We start from the raw sequence: 22,291 nt of genomic DNA, 5'->3' as shown, positions 1-22,291 counted from the left end.
AGCGTCATAAAGCAAATACAAAGTGATTGTTATTATGATCGCTAATTTAGCATTAACCCAAGGTGATTGATAATTTCTACGGTGTTTTTGTTACTTAAGGGGTAAAGTTAACTGTGCGCAGCACCCGTTGATGTCAGTTCGGTTCTGTAAGGTGAGGCGACCAGAGTGTGCCTCGGCAATTTGTTGGCACAGCACCAAGCCAATACCCGAGCCGTGCTTTTTGGTGCTATAGAAGGGCACAAATAAATTGTCACTATTGCCGACACCCGCGCCGTTATCACAAATATTCAGGCGTAACTGCGTCTGTTCAATTTGCCAATTGATACGGATCTCACATTCGCGCTCTACGGATTGCGCAGACTCGTTGGCATTTTTAAACAGATTAATAATAAGTTGCTCAATTTGTACCGGGTCAATGTCGAGTGTGACATCGGTTTTTGGGATTATGGTAAATTGGCAATGTTCAAATGGTCGCTGACACTCAATCAGTAGTTTTTTAAGCTCGTAAGGTTGCTTTTTAGGTTCAGGCAAGCGGGCTAATTGATTGTAGCCTTCAATAAATTGGCCGAGGTTGTTAGCGCGCTCGTGAATAAAAGTGAGGTTGTCAACCAAGTTGGCTTGAATCGCCAGATCAGTTTGCTTGGCAACAAGCTTTGCTAAGGTTTGCGAAATAGACGCAATGGGTGACAACGAGTTATTGATCTCATGACCCATGACTCTTACTAAGCGTTGCCATGCCAAACGCTCTTCACTGCGCAGTAATGCATGAACATCGTTTAAAAAGATTAACCGATAAGACTTCCCATCGCTCATATATTGCTGGGTATGCAAGTTGAAACGTCGAGTTTGCCCTTGCAGTGGCAGTTCAATCAGTTTGCTTTGGCCTTCTGGTAGGTTTTCAACATCTTCCAGCGCATTCGGTATTGGCTTTGCAATATGCGACTCATTTAGCGAAAACAGCCTGCTCGCGGCAAGGTTGAACAGCTTAATATGTTGCTCGCTATCCACCGCTAGAATGGCAATGTCGATGTTTTCAAGGATAGTCTGAACAAGTTGCTGACTTTCGACCGATTGCCAGCGCTGTTGACTAAGGCGCACACCAAGTCGATTAATGGCATTAAACAATGGGGTTAATTCATTTTCATGTTCCGTAACACGAGCACGGAGTGTGTAGTCGCCACTGGCCAGCGCTTCTACTAAGTTTGTTTGGGTGCGCAGTTGATACACAACCTTTTGCTTAATTTGCACCGTTCCCCAGCAAATAACCAAGCTGCCTACCAACACAACCAGCGCAATGAGCCAAAACGAGATCTCAGCAACCAGCATGCTTGCTAGCAGTAAAAGCAGCAAGGGGAGGGTCGTGGCAAGATATATCCAGGCTAATTGTGATTCATAAGACCGCTGTTTTTGCATTGGCTTTCCAAATGGCGTTATTGTTGCGCTTTACCCAAGCGGCGATAAAACGTACTGCGACTGAGGCCCAGAGACTGAGCCGCAGCAATGGCATCGCCCTCAAAGTGGGCTAAACGCTGGCTCAATGTTTCGTGCTCAATTTCTTCAAGTGTGCGTAAATCTGTTGGGTGTGCACTCATTGACACACTCTGTTGAGCATGGGGTAAGCCCAGTTGTTCAGCGTTGATAGTGGGCGTTGTAGACAAAATATGCGCACGCTCCATGAGATGCGCCAGCTCTCTGACGTTGCCCGGCCAAGCGTAACCAACAAGTGCTTGCTGTGCCGATGCGCTCAGCTCAGTGCCAATACCGTGATATTTGTCGATTGCACGGCGCAAAAAATACAACGCCAATGGCACGATGTCTTGAACGCGCTCGCGAAGCGCGGGAATGTGCACTTGCACGGTATTGAGCCGATAGAGTAAATCTTTACGAAATTGGCCGTCCTGCACGGCTTGCGCTAGATCAGCATTGGTGGCACTGACAATACGCACATTCACCGATTGCGTTTTACTTGATCCCACTTTTTCAAATTGTTGCTCTTCTAACACGCGCAGCAATTTAGCTTGTTGAGAGTAGGGGGTATTGGCGATTTCATCTAAAAACAGCGTGCCTTCATCAGCCAGTTCAAAGCGGCCAATACGCTGAGACTTTGCATCGGTAAATGCGCCTTTGACATGACCAAACATTTCACTTTCAAATAACGACTCACTAACCGCACCCATATTCACACTGACCAATGACTCATCGCGTCGCCCAGACATATCGTGTAAGTATTTGGCAAACATGCTTTTGCCTGTGCCGTTCTCACCGGTTAAAAGCACATTGATATCGCTATTTGCCACTTGTGCTAAGGTAGCGAGTACTTGTTTTATTGGTGCTGACTCGGCCACAAAATTTGTGTGCAAAGAAAGTTGGCTCTGTAAAAGCTGATTTTGTGTGGCGAGCTTTTGCGTGCGTTGGTTGGCTTTCGCTAATTGTAATTGCGTTTGAATACTGTGTAATAGGCGCTCGTTATCCCATGGTTTTTGCACAAAGTCATTGGCACCCAGTTGCATGGCTTTTACGGCTACTTCAATACTACCCCATCCCGTCATTGCAATAATGGGCAAGTATTCATCGTCTTCGCGTAGTTGCTTGATAAGTGCTAGGCCTTCTTCACCCGATGTAGTATCTAGCGTAAAGTTGAGATCGCTTAGCACCAAACGGATAGACTGATGTTTGATGCTTTCAAGCGCCTGTTTGGGGCTAGAAACACACACGCTTGGCATGCCTTCTTCGAGCAATAATAAACTGAGTGCTCTGGTAATGCCTTCATCATCATCGATGATCAAAATTGGGTCGGTCATAGGGTGTTTAAATTTGCAATCATAGTTTGGGCTAGGTTAAGTGTATGACAAAGCATAGTAAATAAAAACAATGCCTTGTCATACCGGTTGGGAGAACTATTGACTATGCAGCGCTTGCGCGGGTTCTTGTGCTATGGCTTGTTTGGTTGGTATGTAGACCGCCAGTAACACCACTGCACTGAGCAAAATCGTCAGCACCACAGCCGCCAGTGCAATATCAGAGAAATCAACGCCAAGTGGTACCGACATCATGTAGCCTAACGCGAGGGCGATAACCAAGCCAGGCATGGCCCCCATTAACAGTTGTTTTGTACCAGAAAGTAAAAACTCTTTGCAGATACGCTGCTCGGTGGCACCGAGTGCGCGTTTTACTCCAATTTCTTGGGTGCGCTGGGTGATAGTATTGGCCATCACGCCATAAATGCCACTGGCGGCAAGCACAAACGAAGCAACACCAAACAATAGCAATACGGAGCCCACAAAGCGTAGTGGTGCAACGCGTTGCACCAAGCGAGCGTCGTAGTTGTTGATGTTAAACATGGGTAAGTCTGGGTCTACTTTATACAAGGCTGCTTGTAATGCCGCTGCACAGGCTGATCCATTGCCGTTCATTCTTGCCGCAACATAAAATGCGCTGCGGGGTGACTGTGCAAAGGTACTAAAAATAGATGGAATACGCTCCTTATCTCGGTTAGGCATAGTTTGTACCGTGTGCTTAATAATACCGACAATCGTCAACCAAGGCCCTTTGCTGCCGTCGTCATTGATCAATTGAATGCGGCTACCTAATGGTTTATCGCGATTGACGTATTGCTCAACAAAGCTATCGGTTACAACCACATTGAGGCTGTCGCTTTTGTTATCAGCGCTATTAAATAAGCGACCTTTTACTAACTCTACCTTTAAGTTTTGCAAAGTATCGGGTGTGAGGGCGATATGATTGGCCCTTGGGTAACTCGACAAATTTTGTCTTGCATATTCATGGCCTTCAATGGCCACCGCTCGACGCTTATCCGCAAACCCAGGTAGCGCGGAAGAAATCATGGCGTCACGAATAACGCTTTGTTCGCTCAATTGCGCATTAAGCAAGGTAACAAACTGGCGTTGTTGTTCGTCAGTTTGGTATCTATTTTCTGGCAAAACGATTTGCCCCGTAATGGTGTTGCTGGTGGTTACGCCATAGTTGGCATAGGTGGCTTTAAAGCTGGAGGTGATCATCACCGACGCTATCACCAAAATAGTAATAGACAGGAAAACCTCGCCAACAACCAATGCTTTATTTAAACGTCCTGCATTTTTGCCCAGTGCGCCGCGTGTACCATCGCGTAACACGGCATTAAAGTCGCCATTGATGTTCTTCCATGCTGGCAGCAGGCCTGTGACCAGTACCGTCATCACTAAAAAGCCAAAAAAGATTTTTAACGTGTAAGCATCAATGCCAAACTGCCACCAAAACGGCGGTCTATCGGTAAAAAACTGATTTGTCACCGTTTGTGTGACTTCTAGACCCCAACCTACCATCAATAAGCCAATCAACGCCCCCAAGCCACAAATTAGCAGGCTTTCCCACAAAAGTTGGCTAAGCAAACGGCCTGTTGGCGCACCTAATGCAACGCGGATCGCGGTTTCTTGGCTGCGTTCAACGGCTCTTGAAAGGAGCAGGTTACCCACGTTGACCGACGCCAAAATCAAGATCAAAATGGCTGCCGTGTGCATCACATACACGACTGGCATCCCGCCGTCGGCAGTCGACATGTGTAAGGTGAGTGCGTAGGCACCCATGCCAGAGTTGGTTTTGGGATAACGTTCGGCCAAGCGTTGCATGATCAGCGTCAATTGCTGGTCTATGTCTTCGATACTTGCGCCTTGTTTGCGCAGAGCGAGGCCTTCAACCTGAGAGTTTTGCGCTCGACTCACCTGCTGCACATTGTCTTGCAACGGTCGCCATAACTGGGCGCGACGCGGAAAGTAGTAATCTTGTGGCATCACCCCAATAATTTGGTGCATTTGCCCATCAATCTTAATGTTTTGCGAGATAACATCTTGGCTGCCTGCAAATTGGTTTTGCCACAAGTCGTAGCCAATCACCACGACAGGCTCAGCGCCTACTTTGTCTTCTTCAGGTGTAAAAGTTCGGCCCAGAAGCGGTGCTGTACGTGACAATGCAAATAAATTGGCACGGGCATCGGCTGAGGTGTACCTGCGTGCACCATCACGACCAGAAATACTCACCACGCTGTTACGGTATGCGCTAAATTCGTCGGCGAGGTGCAAATCTTTTTCTATCTGTGCCCAATCGTGAATGTTTAACTGACCAAAATTACGGTTGCCGTTTTCTGAACGGGTAATTTCGATTAATCGCTCACCATCTTCAAAAGGCAGTGGCTTGAACAGCATGGTGTTCATAAACGAGAACAAATACACACTTAAGCCAATACCTGCCGCCATCACTAAGGTGGTTAGCGCGGTGAAACTGGGCTTTTTAGCCAGCAACCGAATAGCGTATTTAATATCGTTTTGAATGCTCATACCGCCTCCGATTGCGCTAGGTTGTTCGTTGGTCTGACTTTATGATCGGCCACAATGCGCCCGTCGAGTACTCTAATGTTACGCTGAGCGCGCTGGGCTGAACGCGGATCGTGCGTCACCATGCAAATGGTGGCCCCTTCATGATGTAGCTGATCAAGTAAAGCCAGCACATCATTGGCATTTTTAGAGTCGAGGTTACCGGTTGGCTCATCCGCTAAAATCAAACTTGGTCCACCGGCAATGGCGCGAGCAATGGCAACGCGTTGTTGTTGGCCACCGGATAATTGCGATGGGTAATGATTAGCACGATGCGCCATATTCACTTTTTGCAGTGCCTCGGCGGCCATTTGTTTTATCTGTGATTTGCTCAAATCGCTGCGATAAGTAAGTGGCAATTCAACGTTTTCAATCACATTCAGATCGCTTATTAAGTTAAATGATTGAAACACAAAGCCAATTTCTTTATTTCGGATCTGCGCACGCTGCGCCTTGCTAATGTTACTGACCGAGTGCCCTGCTAATTGATAACTGCCCGATGTGGCGGTATCAAGCAAACCAAGTAATGATAACAAGGTTGATTTACCAGAGCCTGAAGGGCCTGAAATAGCAATATACTCTTGTTTGAATACTTCTAATGACACCTCATTAAGGGCATGGGTTTCCAAATCGTCTGAATAAAAAACTTTACTTACTTTATCGAGTTTAAGTACACAGTTAGTCATAGCGGTTCCTAATTAATTCTAAATTTAGTGTAGCTTTCAAAGCGGCTTGGATCTGAGGTAATAACTCGATCGCCTTCTTTGAGCCCTTGGATGATTTGAATATGACTGACAGAGCCCATGCCTGTTTGCACCGCAGTGCGTTCAGCCATTAAACCATCTGCAGTCAGTTTGTAAATGCTTGATTGAGTTTGACTTTGAGAGAACAAAGGACGAGATACATACAGCGTATCTTGCAGCTCCGTCACCGTTATTTCGCCATCAATACTGAGCGCTGGGCGCGCATCGCTGGGGAGTGGCTCAACAAATGTCACATCCACTTGCACATTGCCTTGCACCACTTCAGGGTCGATGCGGATCACTTCCCCTTGAATTTGATTGTTTTGCGTATCAACTAATACCTTTTGGCCCACGGCGATTTGTTGAATTTGAATTTCAGGTACTTGCAGCTCACCGATTAGCTCATGTTGGTTTGCAAGCTTGGCGATATTACTGCCCATGCTCACGTGCTGTCCCACTTCAATTGGGAGCGCCAAAATGATGCTGTCCATAGATGCACGCACAGCCAGTTCATTTACTTGGGTTTGAATACGCGATACACGGTTTTGCAGTTGATTTAGTCGTGCAAAGCGGGCTTGTTGCGCAGCAATACTGCTTTTTTTCGATTCCTTCAACTGAAGCTGTGCGGAAGTTAACGTTTGCTGTGCTTGTTCGAGGGTAATTTTTGCGCGTTGAAAATCAAGTTTAGATACCGCGCCCGTTTCGATGAGTTCAAGATGTGCTTGAAATTCATGCTCTGCGCCAGTGACATTCATTTGCGCATTGAGTACATCCGATTGTTGCTTAGCAATGGCGGCCTGTTCGCTCAATTGTGTGGCTTTGTGTTCAGCCTCAAGCGCCGACAGCTCCCAAGTGGCTTCTGCCAATTCTTGTTCTAGCAATGGATTGGTTAAGCGTGCAATGAGGTCGCCCTGTTTAACTTGTTGCCCGGGTTTATAAAGCAGTGACTCCACTTTGGCGTCACCGCTTGCTGAGAGCCATTGAACTTTCTTAGGCACCAGCATGCCATTCCCGCGCACCGCGATGGTGAAGTCACCGCGTTTTACTTCGCTGATAATTAAAGAGTGTGCGTCTAAGGCGAGTTCTGCACGGCTAAATTGCCAAGCTTTGTAACCCGCTACGAGTACAACCAATAAGCACACAAGTGCAATTAAATATTTGTAGCTATGCTTGGTTTGCTTGTTGGTCACTGCAATGTCCATTCATGCTCCTAAACAATAAAAAATATCAAAGTTGAACAGTGGATAGCAGACAGTGTGCCAAATTTTAACTTGCTGATTTTACGTTGTTTTTACTGGTGGTGAGATTGTTCAGTCCCATATTTGGGATTGGCTTTGAGACAAGTCCCATATTTGGGATGAGTGATGAGACTGTGCTTTATAGAAAAGGGAGTAATAGGACAGAAAGGACGAAAAATACGACGGCTCAACCAGAGTGGTTAAGCCGTCATTCGGCTAAGCTGCGCTGAGCGTTTTTGCTTTGCGAGCGAGTACGTGGTCAATACTTAGGGTGCCTGCACCGTATGCTACCAGCGCTAAAAAGCCACCTGCCATCGCAATATTTTTGAAAAACATAATAAATTGCATTTGGTCATTCAGGTCGGCATGAAACAGCAAGGCACTCACCAAACTAAAACCCGCAAAGGCCAGCGCAGTGATACGTGTTAGTGCGCCCGTCAAAATCATGAGTCCGCCCAGAACTTCAAAAACAATCACCAATGGCAGTAACTCCGAAGGTAAGCCCGCCGAGGTCATGTATTGTGCGTTACCCTCATAAAATTGAATTTTGTTAAGGCCAGCCAGTATAAATATGGCCGACAAGCCGATGCGAGCGAGTAGGGCTGCTAGGTTATTGAATAGTGCGTTGTGTTCAAAAGGGTTAAGCCAGTTCATAATAAGTTCCTCATACAGTGATTTAGTGCTCAGCATTGCTGAGTGATGAGTTAATCTTATATTCTTTTGTGTGAATTAAAATTAGTAATATGTGAGCTAATTATTCTTAAAAAAAGAATGAATGTGTTTTCGCAATTTCAATCAAGACGTTGCCTTAAGTGATCATGCACAATGAAACCAATGAATAATTAACACGAAATATCGTATGCAATGTAAAACCAGATTAGCAACCCGAATGGCACGAGTATGCGAGTTTATTGATCATAACTTGAATAAACCGCTCGACCTAGCGCTGCTTAGCGATGTGGCCGCCTTATCGCGCTTCCATTTTCATCGTGTATTTTTAGCTTACACCGGTGTGAGCGTCACCAAGTATGTGCAATTAGCACGCTTAAAGTACGCCTCATTTCGTTTAGCGTTTGAGCATGATATGAAAGTCATTGATATAGCCTTAGAAGCGCAATTTGACAGCGCCGAAGCCTTTTCTCGCGCCTTTAAACGCACCTTTTCACAAACCCCCACGCAATTTAGGCAATCACCCGATTGGCAAAACTGGCATGCGGTACTGGATTTTGTTAAACCCACGCAAACAGAGATGTTGCAAACGGTAGAAATCGTCACTTTTGAACAAACACCGATCGCCTATTTGGAGCATCAAGGCGACCAGAAAAACGTTTATCAAAGTGCTGGCAAATTTGTGCAATGGCGAAAAACAAGCGGTTTGTCGAGCGTTAAACACAGTCGCACATTTGGTATGCCCAATGGTGATCCAAACAGCATGCCGGTTGATGACTTTAGATTTAAAATATGCGGCTCATTGGCTGATTTAAACGTGCAAGTTGCCGCAAACGAGTTTGGTGTTGAAAGGGGAGTGATCCCCACCATGCGCTGCGCCAAAGTCACGCATATAGGCAGCCACGGCGCACTCGATAACACCATTTATGCGCTTTATGAACAGTGGTTGCCACAAAGCGATGAGCAACTCGCCGATCATCCCGTATTTTTTGAATACTTAAACTTGATCCACGAAGTGGATGAATGTGATTTACGCACCGATGTGTATCTGCCGTTGGCTGAGGAAGTTAATAGAGATTGAGCTTGCCTTTCACTATTAGTACTAGAACAGCTATAACTTAGTAACGACAAGCTTTTAGTGTGGTCTTTATGAAACGCTGGGTTACCCTAAGTTTAATGTTTGCATTACTTGCAACCTGTTGGCAGGGACACGCAAAATTGGTGCGCATTATTTTAAATGATTGGGCCAGCCAGCATGTTGTATCAAAAATTTATGGCAGTTTAGTTGAGCGAGTTGGATTAGAAGCGCAATTTACGACCTTACCCACCCAAGGACAATGGTTTTACCTAAAATATAACCATGTGGATGTGCAAGTTGAAGTTTGGCAAGGTACGATGGAAGACAAGCTCGAACAGTTGATGGCCTCCGGTGATATTCAACAAGCGGGTACCTACCCAATTAGTACGCGAGAGGAGTGGTGGTTTCCTGATTATGTTTTGACATTATGCCCTAAACTACCCGATTGGCGCGCGCTTAATGATTGCGCGCATTTATTTAGTGAAGGCGACGATCCGCGCGGTGTTTATTACAACGGCCCGTGGGAGAAAAACGATTTAGCACGCATTCGCGCATTAAAGCTAAATTTTCGTGTGATCAGCCTGTTGGACGATACCGCACTGGTGCAGGTTTTAAAACAGGCCTACCAACAAAAAAAACCGATCTTAATTTTTAATTGGACGCCAAATTGGGTAGAAGCGAGTTTTCAAGGACGGTTTGTTGAGTTTCCACAATACCAAAGTGCCTGTGAAACCGATCCTCAGTGGGGGAGCAACAAACAATTTTTACACGACTGCGGCAACCCCAAAGGTGGCTGGATCAAAAAAGTAGCGGCAAAAGAATTTGCTAATGCTCGCCCATGTGCGTTCGCTATTTTGGAAAACATGACCTTTAATGCACAAGACCTATCGCAGTTTGCACTACAAGTGAATATTCAAGCCAAAAGTATTGATGAAGTAAGCACTTGGTGGTTGGAAAAAAACACCTCCGTTTGGCAGGGCTGGCTAAAAAACGCGCCTTGCAAGCTTGCTAATTGAAGGTGGGGTAGCTGTAAAGGGGGATTACACATCTATTTCTATAACGAAAATATATTCATCGCCGGTGTTTGATCCTCTATAAAAATACAGGCTAGCTTTTTCCCGGCACCTTCTTGCCTTCACCCTATTTTTACCTTATTTTTGACGTGGGATTAAAAGCTCTTTAAAAACAATCAACTATAAAAACCGTTTGAAATAAGGTTATTTTGCAAAAAATACGCTAAGTTATTTATTGCAAAGCAAAAGAGTTACTTTTGTTATTGTTCACCGCCACACAGGCGGCTCAGAAAAGTACGTAATATTTAAATGAATTATTACGTACGTTCACCGCCACACAGGCGGCTCAGAAATTTTAGTCGTGTATCGAGTAATTGAGCATTCCGTTCACCGCCACACAGGCGGCTCAGAAATCGTTTCGATACCACACCAACGATTCCTCGTTGTTCACCGCCACACAGGCGGCTCAGAAAAGCCAAAATTGCGACAAACGATAAACCCTGTGGTTCACCGCCACACAGGCGGCTCAGAAATTATTGCCCGCGTCTGTGCCATGGGTAAACTCGTTCACCGCCACACAGGCGGCTCAGAAAGAGGAACCATTAAAAAAGACTATTGGATTGGCGTTCACCGCCACACAGGCGGCTCAGAAATCATTACTGGCTCCAACAACAACCAAGTCAGAGTTCACCGCCACACAGGCGGCTCAGAAAAAAAGGACAGAGACGCAAACACAGTGTACAACGTTCACCGCCATACAGGCGGCTCAGAAACGTTAAATTATTTAGTTTTGAAATATCTAACATGTTCACCGCCACACAGGCGGCTCAGAAATGATATAGAAGGAAGAAATTTTGGTATTGAACGTTCACCGCCACACAGGCGGCTCAGAAATGAACGCCCCAGTATTCTTTCATCATATTGATCGTTCACCGCCACACAGGCGGCTCAGAAAATATGGAGTTGTCCCCTCTATGTCTGAGGTAAGTTCACCGCCACACAGGCGGCTCAGAAACGCTGAAATTAAAGCCGCTGTTATTGGTACGCGTTCACCGCCACACAGGCGGCTCAGAAATTATCGCTTAAATTCTGGCATTATTAAATCAGGTTCACCGCCACACAGGCGGCTCAGAAATACCAGAAAACCGAAAAGATCTGGTTATATCTGTTCACCGCCACACAGGCGGCTCAGAAATCTAACTATAGATATTGTGTCTGAAGTTACAGGTTCACCGCCACACAGGCGGCTCAGAAAGCGCACACCAATGGCCCAGTTAATGAAGTCTAGTTCACCGCCACACAGGCGGCTCAGAAAGCGCACACCAATGGCCCAGTTAATGAAGTCTAGTTCACCGCCACACAGGCGGCTCAGAAATTTCCGTAGATTTCCAGATTGCTTATTACCCTGTTCACCGCCACACAGGCGGCTCAGAAATAAACTAGCAACCCAAAGTAGAGAAATGATTAGTTCACCGCCACACAGGCGGCTCAGAAATTTCTCTCCCCAATGTACCTATCCCTACCAGCGTTCACCGCCACACAGGCGGCTCAGAAAAAAGATGTAACAGACGTGAGTTCTCAGCAAGCGTTCACCGCCACACAGGCGGCTCAGAAATAGATGCTATAAAAAGCGCCGAAACACTTACAGTTCACCGCCACACAGGCGGCTCAGAAACAAAGCCCCGCATAAATAAAAACCGCAGAATCGTTCACCGCCACACAGGCGGCTCAGAAATTTCAGGTCGGCATAACCCAATAGGATGAAAAGTTCACCGCCACACAGGCGGCTCAGAAATCTTGTTTATAGTCGCTATGCTCTTGGGCGACGTTCACCGCCACACAGGCGGCTCAGAAAGCTAGATGCTGTGGTGAACAGGAAGTCAGCACGTTCACCGCCACACAGGCGGCTCAGAAAGGCAAGATTGATTGTTATAGGCCTTTCTCACAGTTCACCGCCACACAGGCGGCTCAGAAAAATTAGTGCGGCAATAATTCGTTCATCATATTGTTCACCGCCACACAGGCGGCTCAGAAAGCCATAAACAATTTTTCGCTGGTAGTAGTTACGTTCACCGCCACACAGGCCGCTCAGAAATGTAGCACCACCAGATGTATTGAAAAGCCCTTGTTCACCGCCACACAGGCGGCTCAGAAATTATTAGGGTCTCCCGATTATGAGTCGGGTGCGTTCACCGCCACACCGGCGGCTCAGAAATCACGCTCGTCATCCTGACGAAGGTCAGGATCTCGTGGCTCATTTATAGCAGTGTTCATAGACCCTGAAACAAGTTCAGGGTGACGGTGTGAGCGATTGGCGTTGGTTCACCGCCACACAGGCGGCTTAGGTGATGAGTGATCGAAGCGCAGCTTCGCAGCACGAAGAAGTGAGGTCATGGATGACCGATGTGACCCAGCTCCATGGATGGATTTTATTCACAAAAGATGAGTATTAGACCCTGAAACAAGTTCAGGGTGACGGTGCTTGGATTTAGGTAATGGTGTTGGATTAATCTAGTTAAAAACGCTGCAGGTCATCCTGACGAAGGTCAGGATCTTATGGTTCATTTATAGCTGTGTTTATGGACCCTGAAACAAGTTCAGGGTGACGGAGTGGAATTTAGAGTGACGAAATGAGCTCTACAGGTGGCTTGACGAAAGCCGCGCAAAAACTCACAACTTATTGCGTTACCTCAATAAAAGCAGAATAACTTATCTAGTTTGGGTTGTATTTCGCCGCTTCGCGTTTTAGTCTGTTGGTTAACCACATGTAAATAAAAGGTGCAAAGGCGAGCATGGAAGACTTTAGCCCAACAGATCTTAAAACCATTTTGCACTCTAAACGCGCCAATATGTATTACCTAGAGCATTGCAGAGTAATGCAAAAAGACGGCCGGGTGCTTTACCTCACTGAAGCTAAAAGTGAAAATCACTATTTTAATATTCCCATCGCAAACACCACGGTTTTACTGCTCGGTAACGGCACGTCAATTACGCAGGCTGCTATGCGCATGTTGGCACATGCGGGCGTATTGGTTGGTTTTTGTGGCGGTGGTGGCACACCGCTTCATATGGCGTGTGAAGTAGAGTGGTTTACCCCGCAAAGCGAATATCGACCGACGGAATATTTACATGGTTGGTTAACATTTTGGTTTGACGATGCAAAGCGACTAGAAGCAGCAAAAATATTTCAGCAAGCTCGCATTATTTATTTAGAAAAAATTTGGAAAAAAGATCGAGAACTAAAAACCGAAGGGTTCGATCATAACCACCACACCATTCAAAACGCACTGGCGACTTTTCATAAACGCACAGAAGAGGCGAGTAAGCCTGCTGATTTACTACTTACTGAAGCGCAACTTACTAAAGTGCTATACAAATACGCTGCCAATAACACAGGCATAGAAGATTTTACCCGCCAACATCAAAGCACCGACAAAGCCAACGACTTTTTAAATCATGGTAATTACTTGGCTTATGGCCTAGCGGCCAGTTGTTTGTGGGTACTGGGTATTCCTCATGGCTTTGCAGTAATGCATGGCAAAACTCGACGCGGTGCTTTGGTATTCGATGTAGCCGACTTAATAAAAGATGCCTTGGTGTTGCCGTGGGCCTTTATTTGCGCAAAAGAAAACGCCACAGAGCAGGAGTTTCGCCAGCAAGTGCTACAAGCATTTACAGACCATAAAGCTCTCGATTATATGTTTGATACGGTAAAGCAAGTTGCATTGCAGTCACACTCACTTGAGCAAATCGAGGCTAATAACCTATGATGGTCACGTTTGTGTCTCAGTGTGAAAAAAACGCCCTCAAAAAGACTCGCAGAGTATTAGATGCCTTCGCTAACCGCATTGGTGATAACACGTGGCAAACGCTCATCACTGAAGATGGCCTACTCACAGTTAAAAAAATGCTGCGCAAAACCGCCAGTCGCAGCACGGCGGTGAGTTGCCATTGGATACGCTCACGCTCTAGAAGCCAGTTATTGTGGGTGGTGGGTAATCGTAATAAGTTTAATAGCGAAGGCGTAGTGCCAGTTAACAGGACGAAAAGAAACCTGCTCAACAGTGAAATAGAAAACAATTGGCATTTTTTACCTTTAATTAAAGCCTTGGTGGGGGTTGCGGCGTTACTTCATGATTGGGGTAAAGCAACGGTGCTATTTCAAGAAAAGCTACAACCTAATAGCCGTAATTCAGCAAAAGGCGACCCAATTCGTCATGAATGGGTTTCGTTATTGTTGTTTCGGGCTTTAATTGGATCTGTCAATGCCACCTCAGATCAACAATGGTTACAGGCATTAAGCCAAGGAAAAATAGACGAAAACAAACTTAAGCAAGTGATAAAGCAAAGTGTGGCTAAGCCGATGACCGACTTGCCGCCTATTGCAAAGTTTATTGCATGGCTGGTGGTATCTCACCATCGTTTGCCCCTGCCCAACAAAAAAGAGGAATGTAAAAATTACTCGGCAGCGGGTGCTTTGTGTATCGATGAAGTGCTACAAAAAATTACTCAGCACTGGGGGTACGAAAATAGCCGTGATGAAAAAGCATATAAACAACGACTTGAACAATGTTTTCAGTTTAATCATGGCTTGCTAAGTAATTCTAAACAGTGGTTAAGTCAAATAAAAAGGTGGTCAGCACGCTTACTTGAAGCACACTCCTTGGCAGAAAAAGCCATGGAGAACAGCGTTTATCGGCAAGTGTTGAATCATGCCCGTTTGTGTTTAATGTTAGGTGACCATTACTACTCCTCACAACAAGCGGATAGAAAATGGCAAAACATTACTGGGTTATTTGCCAACACTGAACGCAGCTCAAAACAATTAAAACAAAAGCTAGATGAACACCTTGTTGGGGTTGCTCGGTATGCAACCCAAGCGGCTCATTTGTTACCTGCATTTGAAACTGAGTTACCCTTAGCGCATGATTTAGAAGCGCTACGTAAACCCAGCCCCAAGGCTTATAAGTGGCAAGACAAAGCGGTAAGCAAAATAGCTCAGTGGCGCGCAAGCGCTACTGAAACCACGTCACAATTTGGTTTTTTTGCCGTGAATATGGCAAGTACAGGCAGTGGTAAAACCTTTGCCAACGCAAAAGTGATGCGCTCACTGTCGCACGATGCTAAAAGCCTACGTTATGTACTTGCATTGGGGTTGCGAACATTAACATTGCAAACGGGTGACGAATACACCAAGCGAGTAGGGCTTGATAGCACACAATTGGCTGTAGTTATCGGTTCTCGTGCTGTGATGGAATTGCACAAAATGAGCCTTGCTGCTCACGATGATGACCCATATGAAAATTCAGGCTCCGAATCTACTGCGCCATTACTCAACGAAGATATTGAGTATGAGTGCGCGATACCACAAGAAAACCTCACTACCGTATTAACCAATGAGCGCGATAAAAAGTTTTTATATGCGCCGGTCTTGGCGTGTACCATCGACCATATGATGGCGGCAACCGAAACTAAAAGAGGGGGTCGTTATATTTTGCCCACATTACGTTTAATGTCGTCAGACTTGGTCATTGATGAAGTGGACGATTTTACGGGCACTGACCTTATCGCAATCGGGCGTTTAATTCATCTGGCAGGTATGTTGGGCCGCAAAGTGATGATTTCTTCGGCTACCATACCTCCTTCATTGGCAGAAGGGTATTTTAAAGCGTATCGAGATGGTTGGCGGATCTTCTGCGCAAGTCGCGATATAAAAGTATCAATAGGCTGTGCATGGATAGATGAATTTACCACGCAAATCACCACTAACACCGCGAATGACCTTGAGCCTGCGATCACACAATATCGCGATGCTCACAATACATTTATTCTAAATCGGCTAACTAAATTAAGCACGCAACCTGTGCTTAGAAAAGCTCAGCTTATTGATTGCCAAAACGTTTATGAGCAATTTAGAGACAACCGCCAGCAAAACCACGATATTATTCAAAGTAAGCAATCCGCCTATTTTGAAGTGATAGCCAATAGCATTACAGCACAGCATAATCAGCATCATTTTGTAGATGAACAAACGGGCTTTAAAGTCTCTTTTGGTGTAGTGCGTGTTGCAAACATCACCCCATGTGTAAAACTCAGCCAATATTTATTGGAATACCCTTGGCCTGAAGATACGCAGGTCCGTGTGATGACATACCATAGCCAGCAAACGTTGCTATTGCGCTCCATTCAAGAGCAACATTTAGACTTGGTGTTAAAACGCAAAGAAGGCCCTAGCCAGCCACCCTTGGCATTGCAAAACCCAATCATACAACAACATTTAACCAATTTAGCGGCAAGTGATAAGCACACTCAACATGTGGTGTTTGTGCTGGTGGCAACGCCAGTTGAAGAGGTGGGGCGTGATCATGACTTTGATTGGGCCGTTATTGAGCCGTCTTCGTATCGTTCGATTATTCAGCTTGCGGGGCGAGTGCGCCGCCACCGCAAAGAAGCGGTTGAAACAGCAAATATAGGGTTATTACAGTACAACTTTAAAGCCATTAAATATGCGCATTTAGATGAGCACAAAGTATTTATCAATCCAGGATTTGAAAGTTACTGTCAGTTAAAAAGCCATGATCTTGAACAGCTCATTGATGTAGCTCAAGTGGGAAAACGTTTAGATGCAACCCCTAGAATATCTAAGCCTGAACACATTAATGCCAAGTATGTACAGCACTTGAACAAAGCACAAAGTTTGGTTGAGCTAGAGCATACCGCTATTTTGCATAGCCTAGCTTACTACACCACACGCAAAGAAAAGGGCGCACAAATAGGCCCAGCAACCATGCCAGGTTGGCTTAGCCACAATTGGTTTTTAACCGCGTTACCACAAGAGCTTGCGCCGTTTCGCCAAGGCCCGAGCACGCTGGAAGCATTTTTGGTTTTTGACCAATACACACAACAAAGCCGTTTTTGTGAAAAAGACGCGCAAGGTTACGCCATTGATAGAGAGGATATTTTAAATATTAAACGACTGGAGCTAAGCACACAGGCCAAACAGCGTCTTTGGCTCACTCGTGATTTTGACCAAGCATGTGCGCAATTGGCCGAGCAAACAGAGTTTAGCCAGCGCATTGTATCGCTCAAATACGGCGGTATTCATTTTAGATTCAATGAGAACAAAACGTATGAATATAACGATCAACTAGGGTTGGTAGAAGTTTAAAGAGAAGGTCAAAGCAAGAAGTTTAAAGAGAAGGTCAAAGCAAACAGTAAATTAACCTGTATGAAGGCGCTTAAAGCACCTTAAAGGAACAGGAGGGAACGATGATAGATAAAGCAGTTGATGCATTTTTTGAAGAAAGAAAGGCCGCTTGGCTGAAAAAGAATTTAAAAGCGTCATTATCGGACGATGAAATAAAGCAAATAAATATGGAATGCGAGTCGCAATTTAGCCTCGCAAACTGGTTGCCTAATGCGGCAAAGCGGGCGGGGCAGATCTCTATTTCTACACACCCATGCACATTTAGTCACCCCAGCGCCCGAAAAAACAAAAATGGCTACGTCAGTTCGATTATTGCCAAAAGCCCACAAAGCAACGATGGCTTTTTGCGCTCGGGTAATGTGGAAGTTGTGGCCGACGCTCTGGGCAATGCCGCTGCGCTCGATGTGTATAAATTTTTAACCCTTGTAATGGAGGACGGGCAAACCCTACTACAACATTTAGAGCAAGACAGCACGCTTGCCAAACAGTTATTTAGAACCACACCTAGCAATGCTGAGTCTGATTACGAGCAGCTAAAAGCAGGTTTTTTAGACATGACGGCACCGAGCAAAGAGGCGATCACCAGCTCTAAAATAAAACAGGTGTATTTTCCGTTATCAGCAAAAAATAGCGGTGATGAAGGTTATCACCAATTATCGTTATTAACTGGTTCTGGATTGGTGTTTGAACTACGAAAGCGCCTCGATAATATGCGCTTTGGCGAAGAGATTAAACATGCTCGTGAACAGCGCAAAGCTAACTTTGCGTACCCTAGTCATCAGGAAGTCGTTAATCTAACCACCATAGGTTATGGCGGAACTAAGCCACAAAATATTAGTGTGCTTAATAATCAAAATGGCGGCAAAGCCCACCTATTGTTAAGTATGCCACCCAAATTGCAACGCCGTGATGTACACTTTCCCACTACTAACTTTTTTAGCCAAGTATTGCGGTATAAGCACTGCTTTGCGCAATTTGAAGCGCTTGATACCTTGTACCGCCTGCCCAATGAGCATTACAACAATATGCATACGCGTGCACAGCGTGATGAGCACTATCACAGTGTGATTGATTATGTGATAGCGCAAATGCACCTAGTACGCAAAGTGGCCGAGCAGCAATATGTGGCAACCAGTAGCAGTTTACCTAAGGCACAGTTGGTATGGCTTCACCCGCAATATGAATCGGAACGCTTTAGTACCGATAGCTGGTTAGATGAGATCTGTGATGCGATTGTCAGCTTTTTGTTTCATGGTTATGAGCAGGTCATTGGTAAGAAAAAGGCTATTTTATTAAGCCATGCTGAGCATGAGCATATGAAAAAAGTGGTGCTAGAGAGCAAGGAGTTTTTAAGATGATAGGCATGGAAAAGCAGTTACTGATAATTCCACACTTACAAGTTCATAACGCCAATGCGCTGTCAAGCCCCTTTACAATAGGCTTTCCTGCTATGACCGCTTGGCTTGGGGCTGTACACGCACTGCAAAGAAAGCTCAATGACAAAAATAACCCCGTGCTATTTAACGCTGTTGGCGTGGTCAGTCACGATATTGAATTACAAACTTATAAAGGGAGTAACGACTATGTTCACTCCATTATTGGCACAGCAAACCCGTTAGACAAAACGGGGGCACGTTCAGCCTTTATTGAAGAAGCACGCTGCCATTTAGAAGTCAGCCTGATCATTGAGTTTGACAATATTGCAGTGGAGGCGCGCGCAGTACTTATTGAGCAAGTAAGCCATTTACTTCACGGTAAAATGAAAATGGCCAGCGGCGATATCAAAGCATTTAGGCAACCCATATGCATGAATGTAACGCAAGGTAATGATATTGACTTAAAAAAAGTACAACGATTATTAATGCCCGGGTATGTGCTCATTGAGCGCAGAGACTTGATGACAAGCGCAATGACGCAAGGGCAAGACGCGCTGCAAGCGTTGATTGAGCATGTCACCATTCATTACAGCTATGACGTTGATGATAACAACAATGGAACATGGCGCAAACACGGTAAAGAAGTTGATGGGCGTGCTGTCGGGTGGGTTGTACCGATTGCGACAGGTTATTACGGGATCAGCGAGTTAGGCACAGCCAAAAACCAAAGAGACCCAGATACACCACACCGCTTTGCAGAAAGTTTGGTCACACTTGGTGAATTTAAAATGCCGCACAGGGTTAATGACATCGACGGCATGCTCTGGCGCTACCAAACCCAAGATGACTATTACCTTTGTCAGCAAAACAAATTTGCCACGCCTGAGTTTGATGACTCGGGTAGTGAATTCGACTAATTCAATATTTTAATCATTCAAGAAAAGGACACTCACCATGGCTAAAAAAGAAAACACCGCATCGGTACTGGCGTTTGAGAAAAAGTTAGTAACCAGCGACGGACACATGTATGGCACCACATGGGATGCGCGAAGCACGCATCTACAACCACTTAAACTCAATGAAAAGTCGGTGCGAGGTACTATTTCAAACCGCCTTAAAGCGGCATTAAAAAGCGACCCCGCAAAACTCAATGCCGAAGTTGAAAAAGCCAACCTACAACGTGTTGATGCTTGTGCACTAACCCCAGAGCAAGATACGCTGAACTTGCAATTTACCATCAAAGTACTGGGTGGAATAACTGAGCCATCAGCATGTAACAATGCACTCTTTGAGCAAAGTTATCGCACCGCGGCTAAAAGTTATATTGAAACTCACAAATTTACTGAGCTGGCGCGTCGTTATGCCACGAATATTGCTAATGCGCGTTTTTTGTGGCGTAACCGTGTAGGAGCCGAGCAAATTGAAGTAAACGTTGTAGCAAAAAATAACCACGTAGAGCAAACATGGACATTTGATGCAACCCAATACAGCACCAAGCATTTTGATCACAATGATGAGCAGCTCAACGCATTAGCGGGGCATATTGCCGAGGCCCTTGCCAGCGACGATGACTTTTTATTGCTTGATATAAATTGCTTTGCGCAAGTTGGCAGAGCGCAGGAAGTATACCCAAGCGAAGAGTTAGTACTCGATAAGGGCAAAGGCGAAAAAAGCAAAATACTTTACGATGTACAAGGTATTGCAGCCATGCACTCACAAAAGCTTGGTAACGCGATTCGCACTATTGATACTTGGTATCCAGAGTTTTTAGACCCGCAAGCCAGTGCGGGCCCAATTGCGATAGAACCTTATGGGGCAGTCACTAACCGTGGCAAGGCATATCGACTGCCCGCAGAGAAGCAAGATTTTTATACCTTTTTTGATGTTTGGGCACGTGGAGAAAAACTTTCAACCGATGAACATGAACACTACGTAATGGCCACGCTAGTACGAGGTGGTGTATTCGGAGAAAGTGACAAATAAGGGGCGGGTATGAACTACTACCTAGACATTACCTTGTTGCCAGATGCTGAAGCAAACTTAGGCTTTTTATGGCACAAGGTATATCAGCAAATTCACTTATTGCTGGTTGAGCATAAAGTCAGTGAGCTAGATAGCGCCATAGCGGTGTCATTTCCAAAATATGGAAATAAACAATTCCCATTGGGTGACAAAATTAGGTTACTTGCGGAGTCTGAGCAACAGTTGGCTAATTTAAACGTAGCGCAGTGGTTATCACGTTTGGCTGATTACGTTCACATCAAAGCTATTAAAGCAGTACCTAGCGAGGTGACTGAATATGCCTACTTCAAACGTTGGCGTTTTAAATCGTCTGAGCAATTACGTAATCAAGTTGACAGCCGGGCACAAGCGATTGCAGTAAAAAATGGCTACGAAGTTGATGAAGTTAAACAGCGTTTATTAGCATCTATCGACAAGCTTGATGCGCACTCTAACTTACCATTTATAAATCTAAGAAGCTTATCGACCAGTAGCCCGCTAAGCCCCTCAGAGCGCAATAAGTTTTTGCTTTTTATAGAGCGGCAAAAAGTAGATAAACCCAGTGATAACAAGTGGGTGTTTAGTTGTTATGGGTTAAGTCGGCGTGGTGAAAATCAGCAGTCGGCTGTACCTTGGTTTGAGGGGTAAATACTAAAGTCAAAAACCTTTTATTTTTGCTCTTTAAAAATTAACTATTAAATCAGAAGGTTACAACAAGGTGTTTTTAACAAGGTAAAATAAGGTTTTTTTGCCTAACAACTTGTTGTGACTTATTTTTGTATTACAATTTTATTGTTCACCGCCACACAGGCGGCTCAGAAAATTTGGCAAAGAGCCGATTTCGATTAATGCTAGTTCACCGCCACACAGGCGGCTCAGAAATGAACCCCCGCCTGTTGATTGTTTTCAAAATAGTTCACCGCCACACAGGCGGCTCAGAAATCACCTGAAATTTGTATGTAACATGTTTCACGGTTCACCGCCACACAGGCGGCTCAGAAATGCAAAAATTTAAATCAGACATCAAGAGCGGTGTTCACCGCCACACAGGCGGCTCAGAAACCATTGCGAGGTTATGGGAATAAGAGGACTTGGTTCACCGCCACACAGGCGGCTCAGAAAGTATCGGGTTGAAAATTTATATGGTTGTTCTGGTTCACCGCCACACAGGCGGCTCAGAAAATGCCAGCACGTTTGCAGTGACGTAAATCAGCGTTCACCGCCACACAGGCGGCTCAGAAAGCCTCCACTTGGTGGAAATGTTCACAGATATTGTTCACCGCCACACAGGCGGCTCAGAAATTTTTGTTTATCTCTCTGTCTACGTACTCAACGTTCACCGCCACACAGGCGGCTCAGAAAGTAAGAGGAGTAATAAGCACTATATCGATAACGTTCACCGCCACACAGGCGGCTCAGAAAACTCCCTATGTATTGGATGTGAGCCATTGGCCGTTCACCGCCACACAGGCGGCTCAGAAAATAGTTATGGCGATATGCGATTGTTACAAGCAGTTCACCGCCACACAGGCGGCTTAGATGATGAGTGACCGAAGCGCAGCTTCGCAGCACGAAGAAGTGAGGTCATGGATGACCGATG

The 22,291-nt window shown here is 45.4% G+C and carries 14 protein-coding genes and 2 CRISPR repeat arrays; of the genes, 8 read left to right on the top strand and 6 right to left on the bottom strand.

Translation table 11 applies throughout. The features are described 5' to 3' along the window. Nucleotides 1–90: 90 nt before the first annotated feature. The 6 genes from AC5FX4_RS22575 to AC5FX4_RS22550 all read right to left on the bottom strand — a co-directional run bounded on the left by AC5FX4_RS22575 (nucleotide 91) and on the right by AC5FX4_RS22550 (nucleotide 8,001). Entirely contained in the window at nucleotides 91–1,413 is a 1,323-nt protein-coding gene (locus AC5FX4_RS22575; protein WP_493608662.1) for a sensor histidine kinase, read from the bottom strand. A 17-nt stretch (nucleotides 1,414–1,430) separates the two neighbouring features. Further along, nucleotides 1,431–2,801, bottom strand: a complete 1,371-nt coding sequence (locus AC5FX4_RS22570) for a sigma-54-dependent transcriptional regulator (RefSeq protein WP_493608661.1) — start codon at nucleotides 2,799–2,801, stop codon at nucleotides 1,431–1,433. A gap of 96 nt (nucleotides 2,802–2,897) precedes the next feature. After that, nucleotides 2,898–5,330: an ABC transporter permease gene (locus AC5FX4_RS22565; RefSeq protein ID WP_493608660.1), complete on the bottom strand. Its 2,433-nt coding sequence runs from the start codon at nucleotides 5,328–5,330 to the stop codon at nucleotides 2,898–2,900. Next, entirely contained in the window at nucleotides 5,327–6,052 is a 726-nt protein-coding gene (locus AC5FX4_RS22560; RefSeq protein ID WP_493608659.1) for an ABC transporter ATP-binding protein, read from the bottom strand. Before AC5FX4_RS22560 ends, AC5FX4_RS22565 begins: the two co-directional genes overlap by 4 nt. Before the next feature lie 8 nt (nucleotides 6,053–6,060). Beyond that, the gene (locus tag AC5FX4_RS22555) at nucleotides 6,061–7,311 is read right to left on the bottom strand and encodes an efflux RND transporter periplasmic adaptor subunit (protein ID WP_493608658.1); all 1,251 of its coding nucleotides are present in this window, start codon (nucleotides 7,309–7,311) and stop codon (nucleotides 6,061–6,063) included. 252 nt (nucleotides 7,312–7,563) lie between these two features. After that, nucleotides 7,564–8,001, bottom strand: coding sequence for a DoxX family protein (locus AC5FX4_RS22550; protein ID WP_493608657.1), 438 nt, complete (start codon nucleotides 7,999–8,001; stop codon nucleotides 7,564–7,566). A gap of 235 nt (nucleotides 8,002–8,236) precedes the next feature. Here AC5FX4_RS22550 and AC5FX4_RS22545 point away from each other — a divergent pair, with 235 nt between their 5' ends. The 8 genes from AC5FX4_RS22545 (at nucleotide 8,237) to cas6f (ending at nucleotide 21,339) form a co-directional block, all read left to right on the top strand. Beyond that, complete coding sequence (locus AC5FX4_RS22545) at nucleotides 8,237–9,097, top strand: AraC family transcriptional regulator (RefSeq protein WP_493608656.1); 861 nt, start codon at nucleotides 8,237–8,239, stop codon at nucleotides 9,095–9,097. Between the two features lie 68 nt (nucleotides 9,098–9,165). Further along, the gene (locus AC5FX4_RS22540; protein WP_493608655.1) at nucleotides 9,166–10,110 is read left to right on the top strand and encodes an ABC transporter substrate-binding protein; all 945 of its coding nucleotides are present in this window, start codon (nucleotides 9,166–9,168) and stop codon (nucleotides 10,108–10,110) included. A gap of 262 nt (nucleotides 10,111–10,372) precedes the next feature. Further along, nucleotides 10,373–12,322: a CRISPR direct-repeat array (repeat unit 28 nt; unit sequence GTTCACCGCCACACAGGCGGCTCAGAAA). A gap of 577 nt (nucleotides 12,323–12,899) precedes the next feature. Beyond that, nucleotides 12,900–13,877 carry a type I-F CRISPR-associated endonuclease Cas1f gene (gene cas1f / locus AC5FX4_RS22535; RefSeq protein WP_493608654.1) on the top strand — a complete coding sequence of 326 codons (978 nt, stop codon included), beginning with the start codon at nucleotides 12,900–12,902 and terminating at the stop codon, nucleotides 13,875–13,877. After that, nucleotides 13,874–17,275, top strand: a complete 3,402-nt coding sequence (gene cas3f, locus AC5FX4_RS22530) for a type I-F CRISPR-associated helicase Cas3f (RefSeq protein ID WP_493608653.1) — start codon at nucleotides 13,874–13,876, stop codon at nucleotides 17,273–17,275. The genes cas1f and cas3f overlap by 4 nt, the downstream gene beginning before the upstream one ends. A 101-nt stretch (nucleotides 17,276–17,376) precedes the next feature. Next, nucleotides 17,377–18,672: a type I-F CRISPR-associated protein Csy1 gene (csy1, locus tag AC5FX4_RS22525; RefSeq protein WP_493608652.1), complete on the top strand. Its 1,296-nt coding sequence runs from the start codon at nucleotides 17,377–17,379 to the stop codon at nucleotides 18,670–18,672. Continuing rightward, a complete protein-coding gene (csy2, locus tag AC5FX4_RS22520) occupies nucleotides 18,669–19,607 on the top strand; it encodes a type I-F CRISPR-associated protein Csy2 (protein WP_493608651.1) in 939 nt (312 codons plus the stop codon). The genes csy1 and csy2 overlap by 4 nt, the downstream gene beginning before the upstream one ends. A gap of 37 nt (nucleotides 19,608–19,644) precedes the next feature. Then, nucleotides 19,645–20,673, top strand: a complete 1,029-nt coding sequence (gene csy3, locus AC5FX4_RS22515) for a type I-F CRISPR-associated protein Csy3 (RefSeq protein WP_493608650.1) — start codon at nucleotides 19,645–19,647, stop codon at nucleotides 20,671–20,673. A gap of 9 nt (nucleotides 20,674–20,682) precedes the next feature. Then, entirely contained in the window at nucleotides 20,683–21,339 is a 657-nt protein-coding gene (gene cas6f, locus AC5FX4_RS22510; RefSeq protein WP_493608649.1) for a type I-F CRISPR-associated endoribonuclease Cas6/Csy4, read from the top strand. Nucleotides 21,340–21,485: 146 nt separating this feature from the next. Continuing rightward, nucleotides 21,486–22,233: direct repeats of the CRISPR family, unit length 28 nt; unit sequence GTTCACCGCCACACAGGCGGCTCAGAAA. Between the last annotated feature and the right edge of the window lie 58 nt (nucleotides 22,234–22,291).

The organism is Pseudoalteromonas sp. ATL1, from assembly GCF_058933015.1.
The sequence above is the reverse complement of the archived record's forward strand: the minus strand, read 5'-3'. Positions and strand labels throughout refer to the sequence as shown.

What these genes read in the sequence shown, in the direction of transcription:
- AC5FX4_RS22575 (WP_493608662.1), bottom strand. Translation starts at nt 1,413, where the DNA reads ATGCAAAAACAGCGGTCTTATGAATCACAATTAGCCTGGATATATCTT.
- AC5FX4_RS22570 (WP_493608661.1), bottom strand. Translation starts at nt 2,801, where the DNA reads ATGACCGACCCAATTTTGATCATCGATGATGATGAAGGCATTACCAGA.
- AC5FX4_RS22565 (WP_493608660.1), bottom strand. Translation starts at nt 5,330, where the DNA reads ATGAGCATTCAAAACGATATTAAATACGCTATTCGGTTGCTGGCTAAA.
- AC5FX4_RS22560 (WP_493608659.1), bottom strand. Translation starts at nt 6,052, where the DNA reads ATGACTAACTGTGTACTTAAACTCGATAAAGTAAGTAAAGTTTTTTAT.
- AC5FX4_RS22555 (WP_493608658.1), bottom strand. Translation starts at nt 7,311, where the DNA reads ATGGACATTGCAGTGACCAACAAGCAAACCAAGCATAGCTACAAATAT.
- AC5FX4_RS22550 (WP_493608657.1), bottom strand. Translation starts at nt 8,001, where the DNA reads ATGAACTGGCTTAACCCTTTTGAACACAACGCACTATTCAATAACCTA.
- AC5FX4_RS22545 (WP_493608656.1), top strand. Translation starts at nt 8,237, where the DNA reads ATGGCACGAGTATGCGAGTTTATTGATCATAACTTGAATAAACCGCTC.
- AC5FX4_RS22540 (WP_493608655.1), top strand. Translation starts at nt 9,166, where the DNA reads ATGAAACGCTGGGTTACCCTAAGTTTAATGTTTGCATTACTTGCAACC.
- cas1f (WP_493608654.1), top strand. Translation starts at nt 12,900, where the DNA reads ATGGAAGACTTTAGCCCAACAGATCTTAAAACCATTTTGCACTCTAAA.
- cas3f (WP_493608653.1), top strand. Translation starts at nt 13,874, where the DNA reads ATGATGGTCACGTTTGTGTCTCAGTGTGAAAAAAACGCCCTCAAAAAG.
- csy1 (WP_493608652.1), top strand. Translation starts at nt 17,377, where the DNA reads ATGATAGATAAAGCAGTTGATGCATTTTTTGAAGAAAGAAAGGCCGCT.
- csy2 (WP_493608651.1), top strand. Translation starts at nt 18,669, where the DNA reads ATGATAGGCATGGAAAAGCAGTTACTGATAATTCCACACTTACAAGTT.
- csy3 (WP_493608650.1), top strand. Translation starts at nt 19,645, where the DNA reads ATGGCTAAAAAAGAAAACACCGCATCGGTACTGGCGTTTGAGAAAAAG.
- cas6f (WP_493608649.1), top strand. Translation starts at nt 20,683, where the DNA reads ATGAACTACTACCTAGACATTACCTTGTTGCCAGATGCTGAAGCAAAC.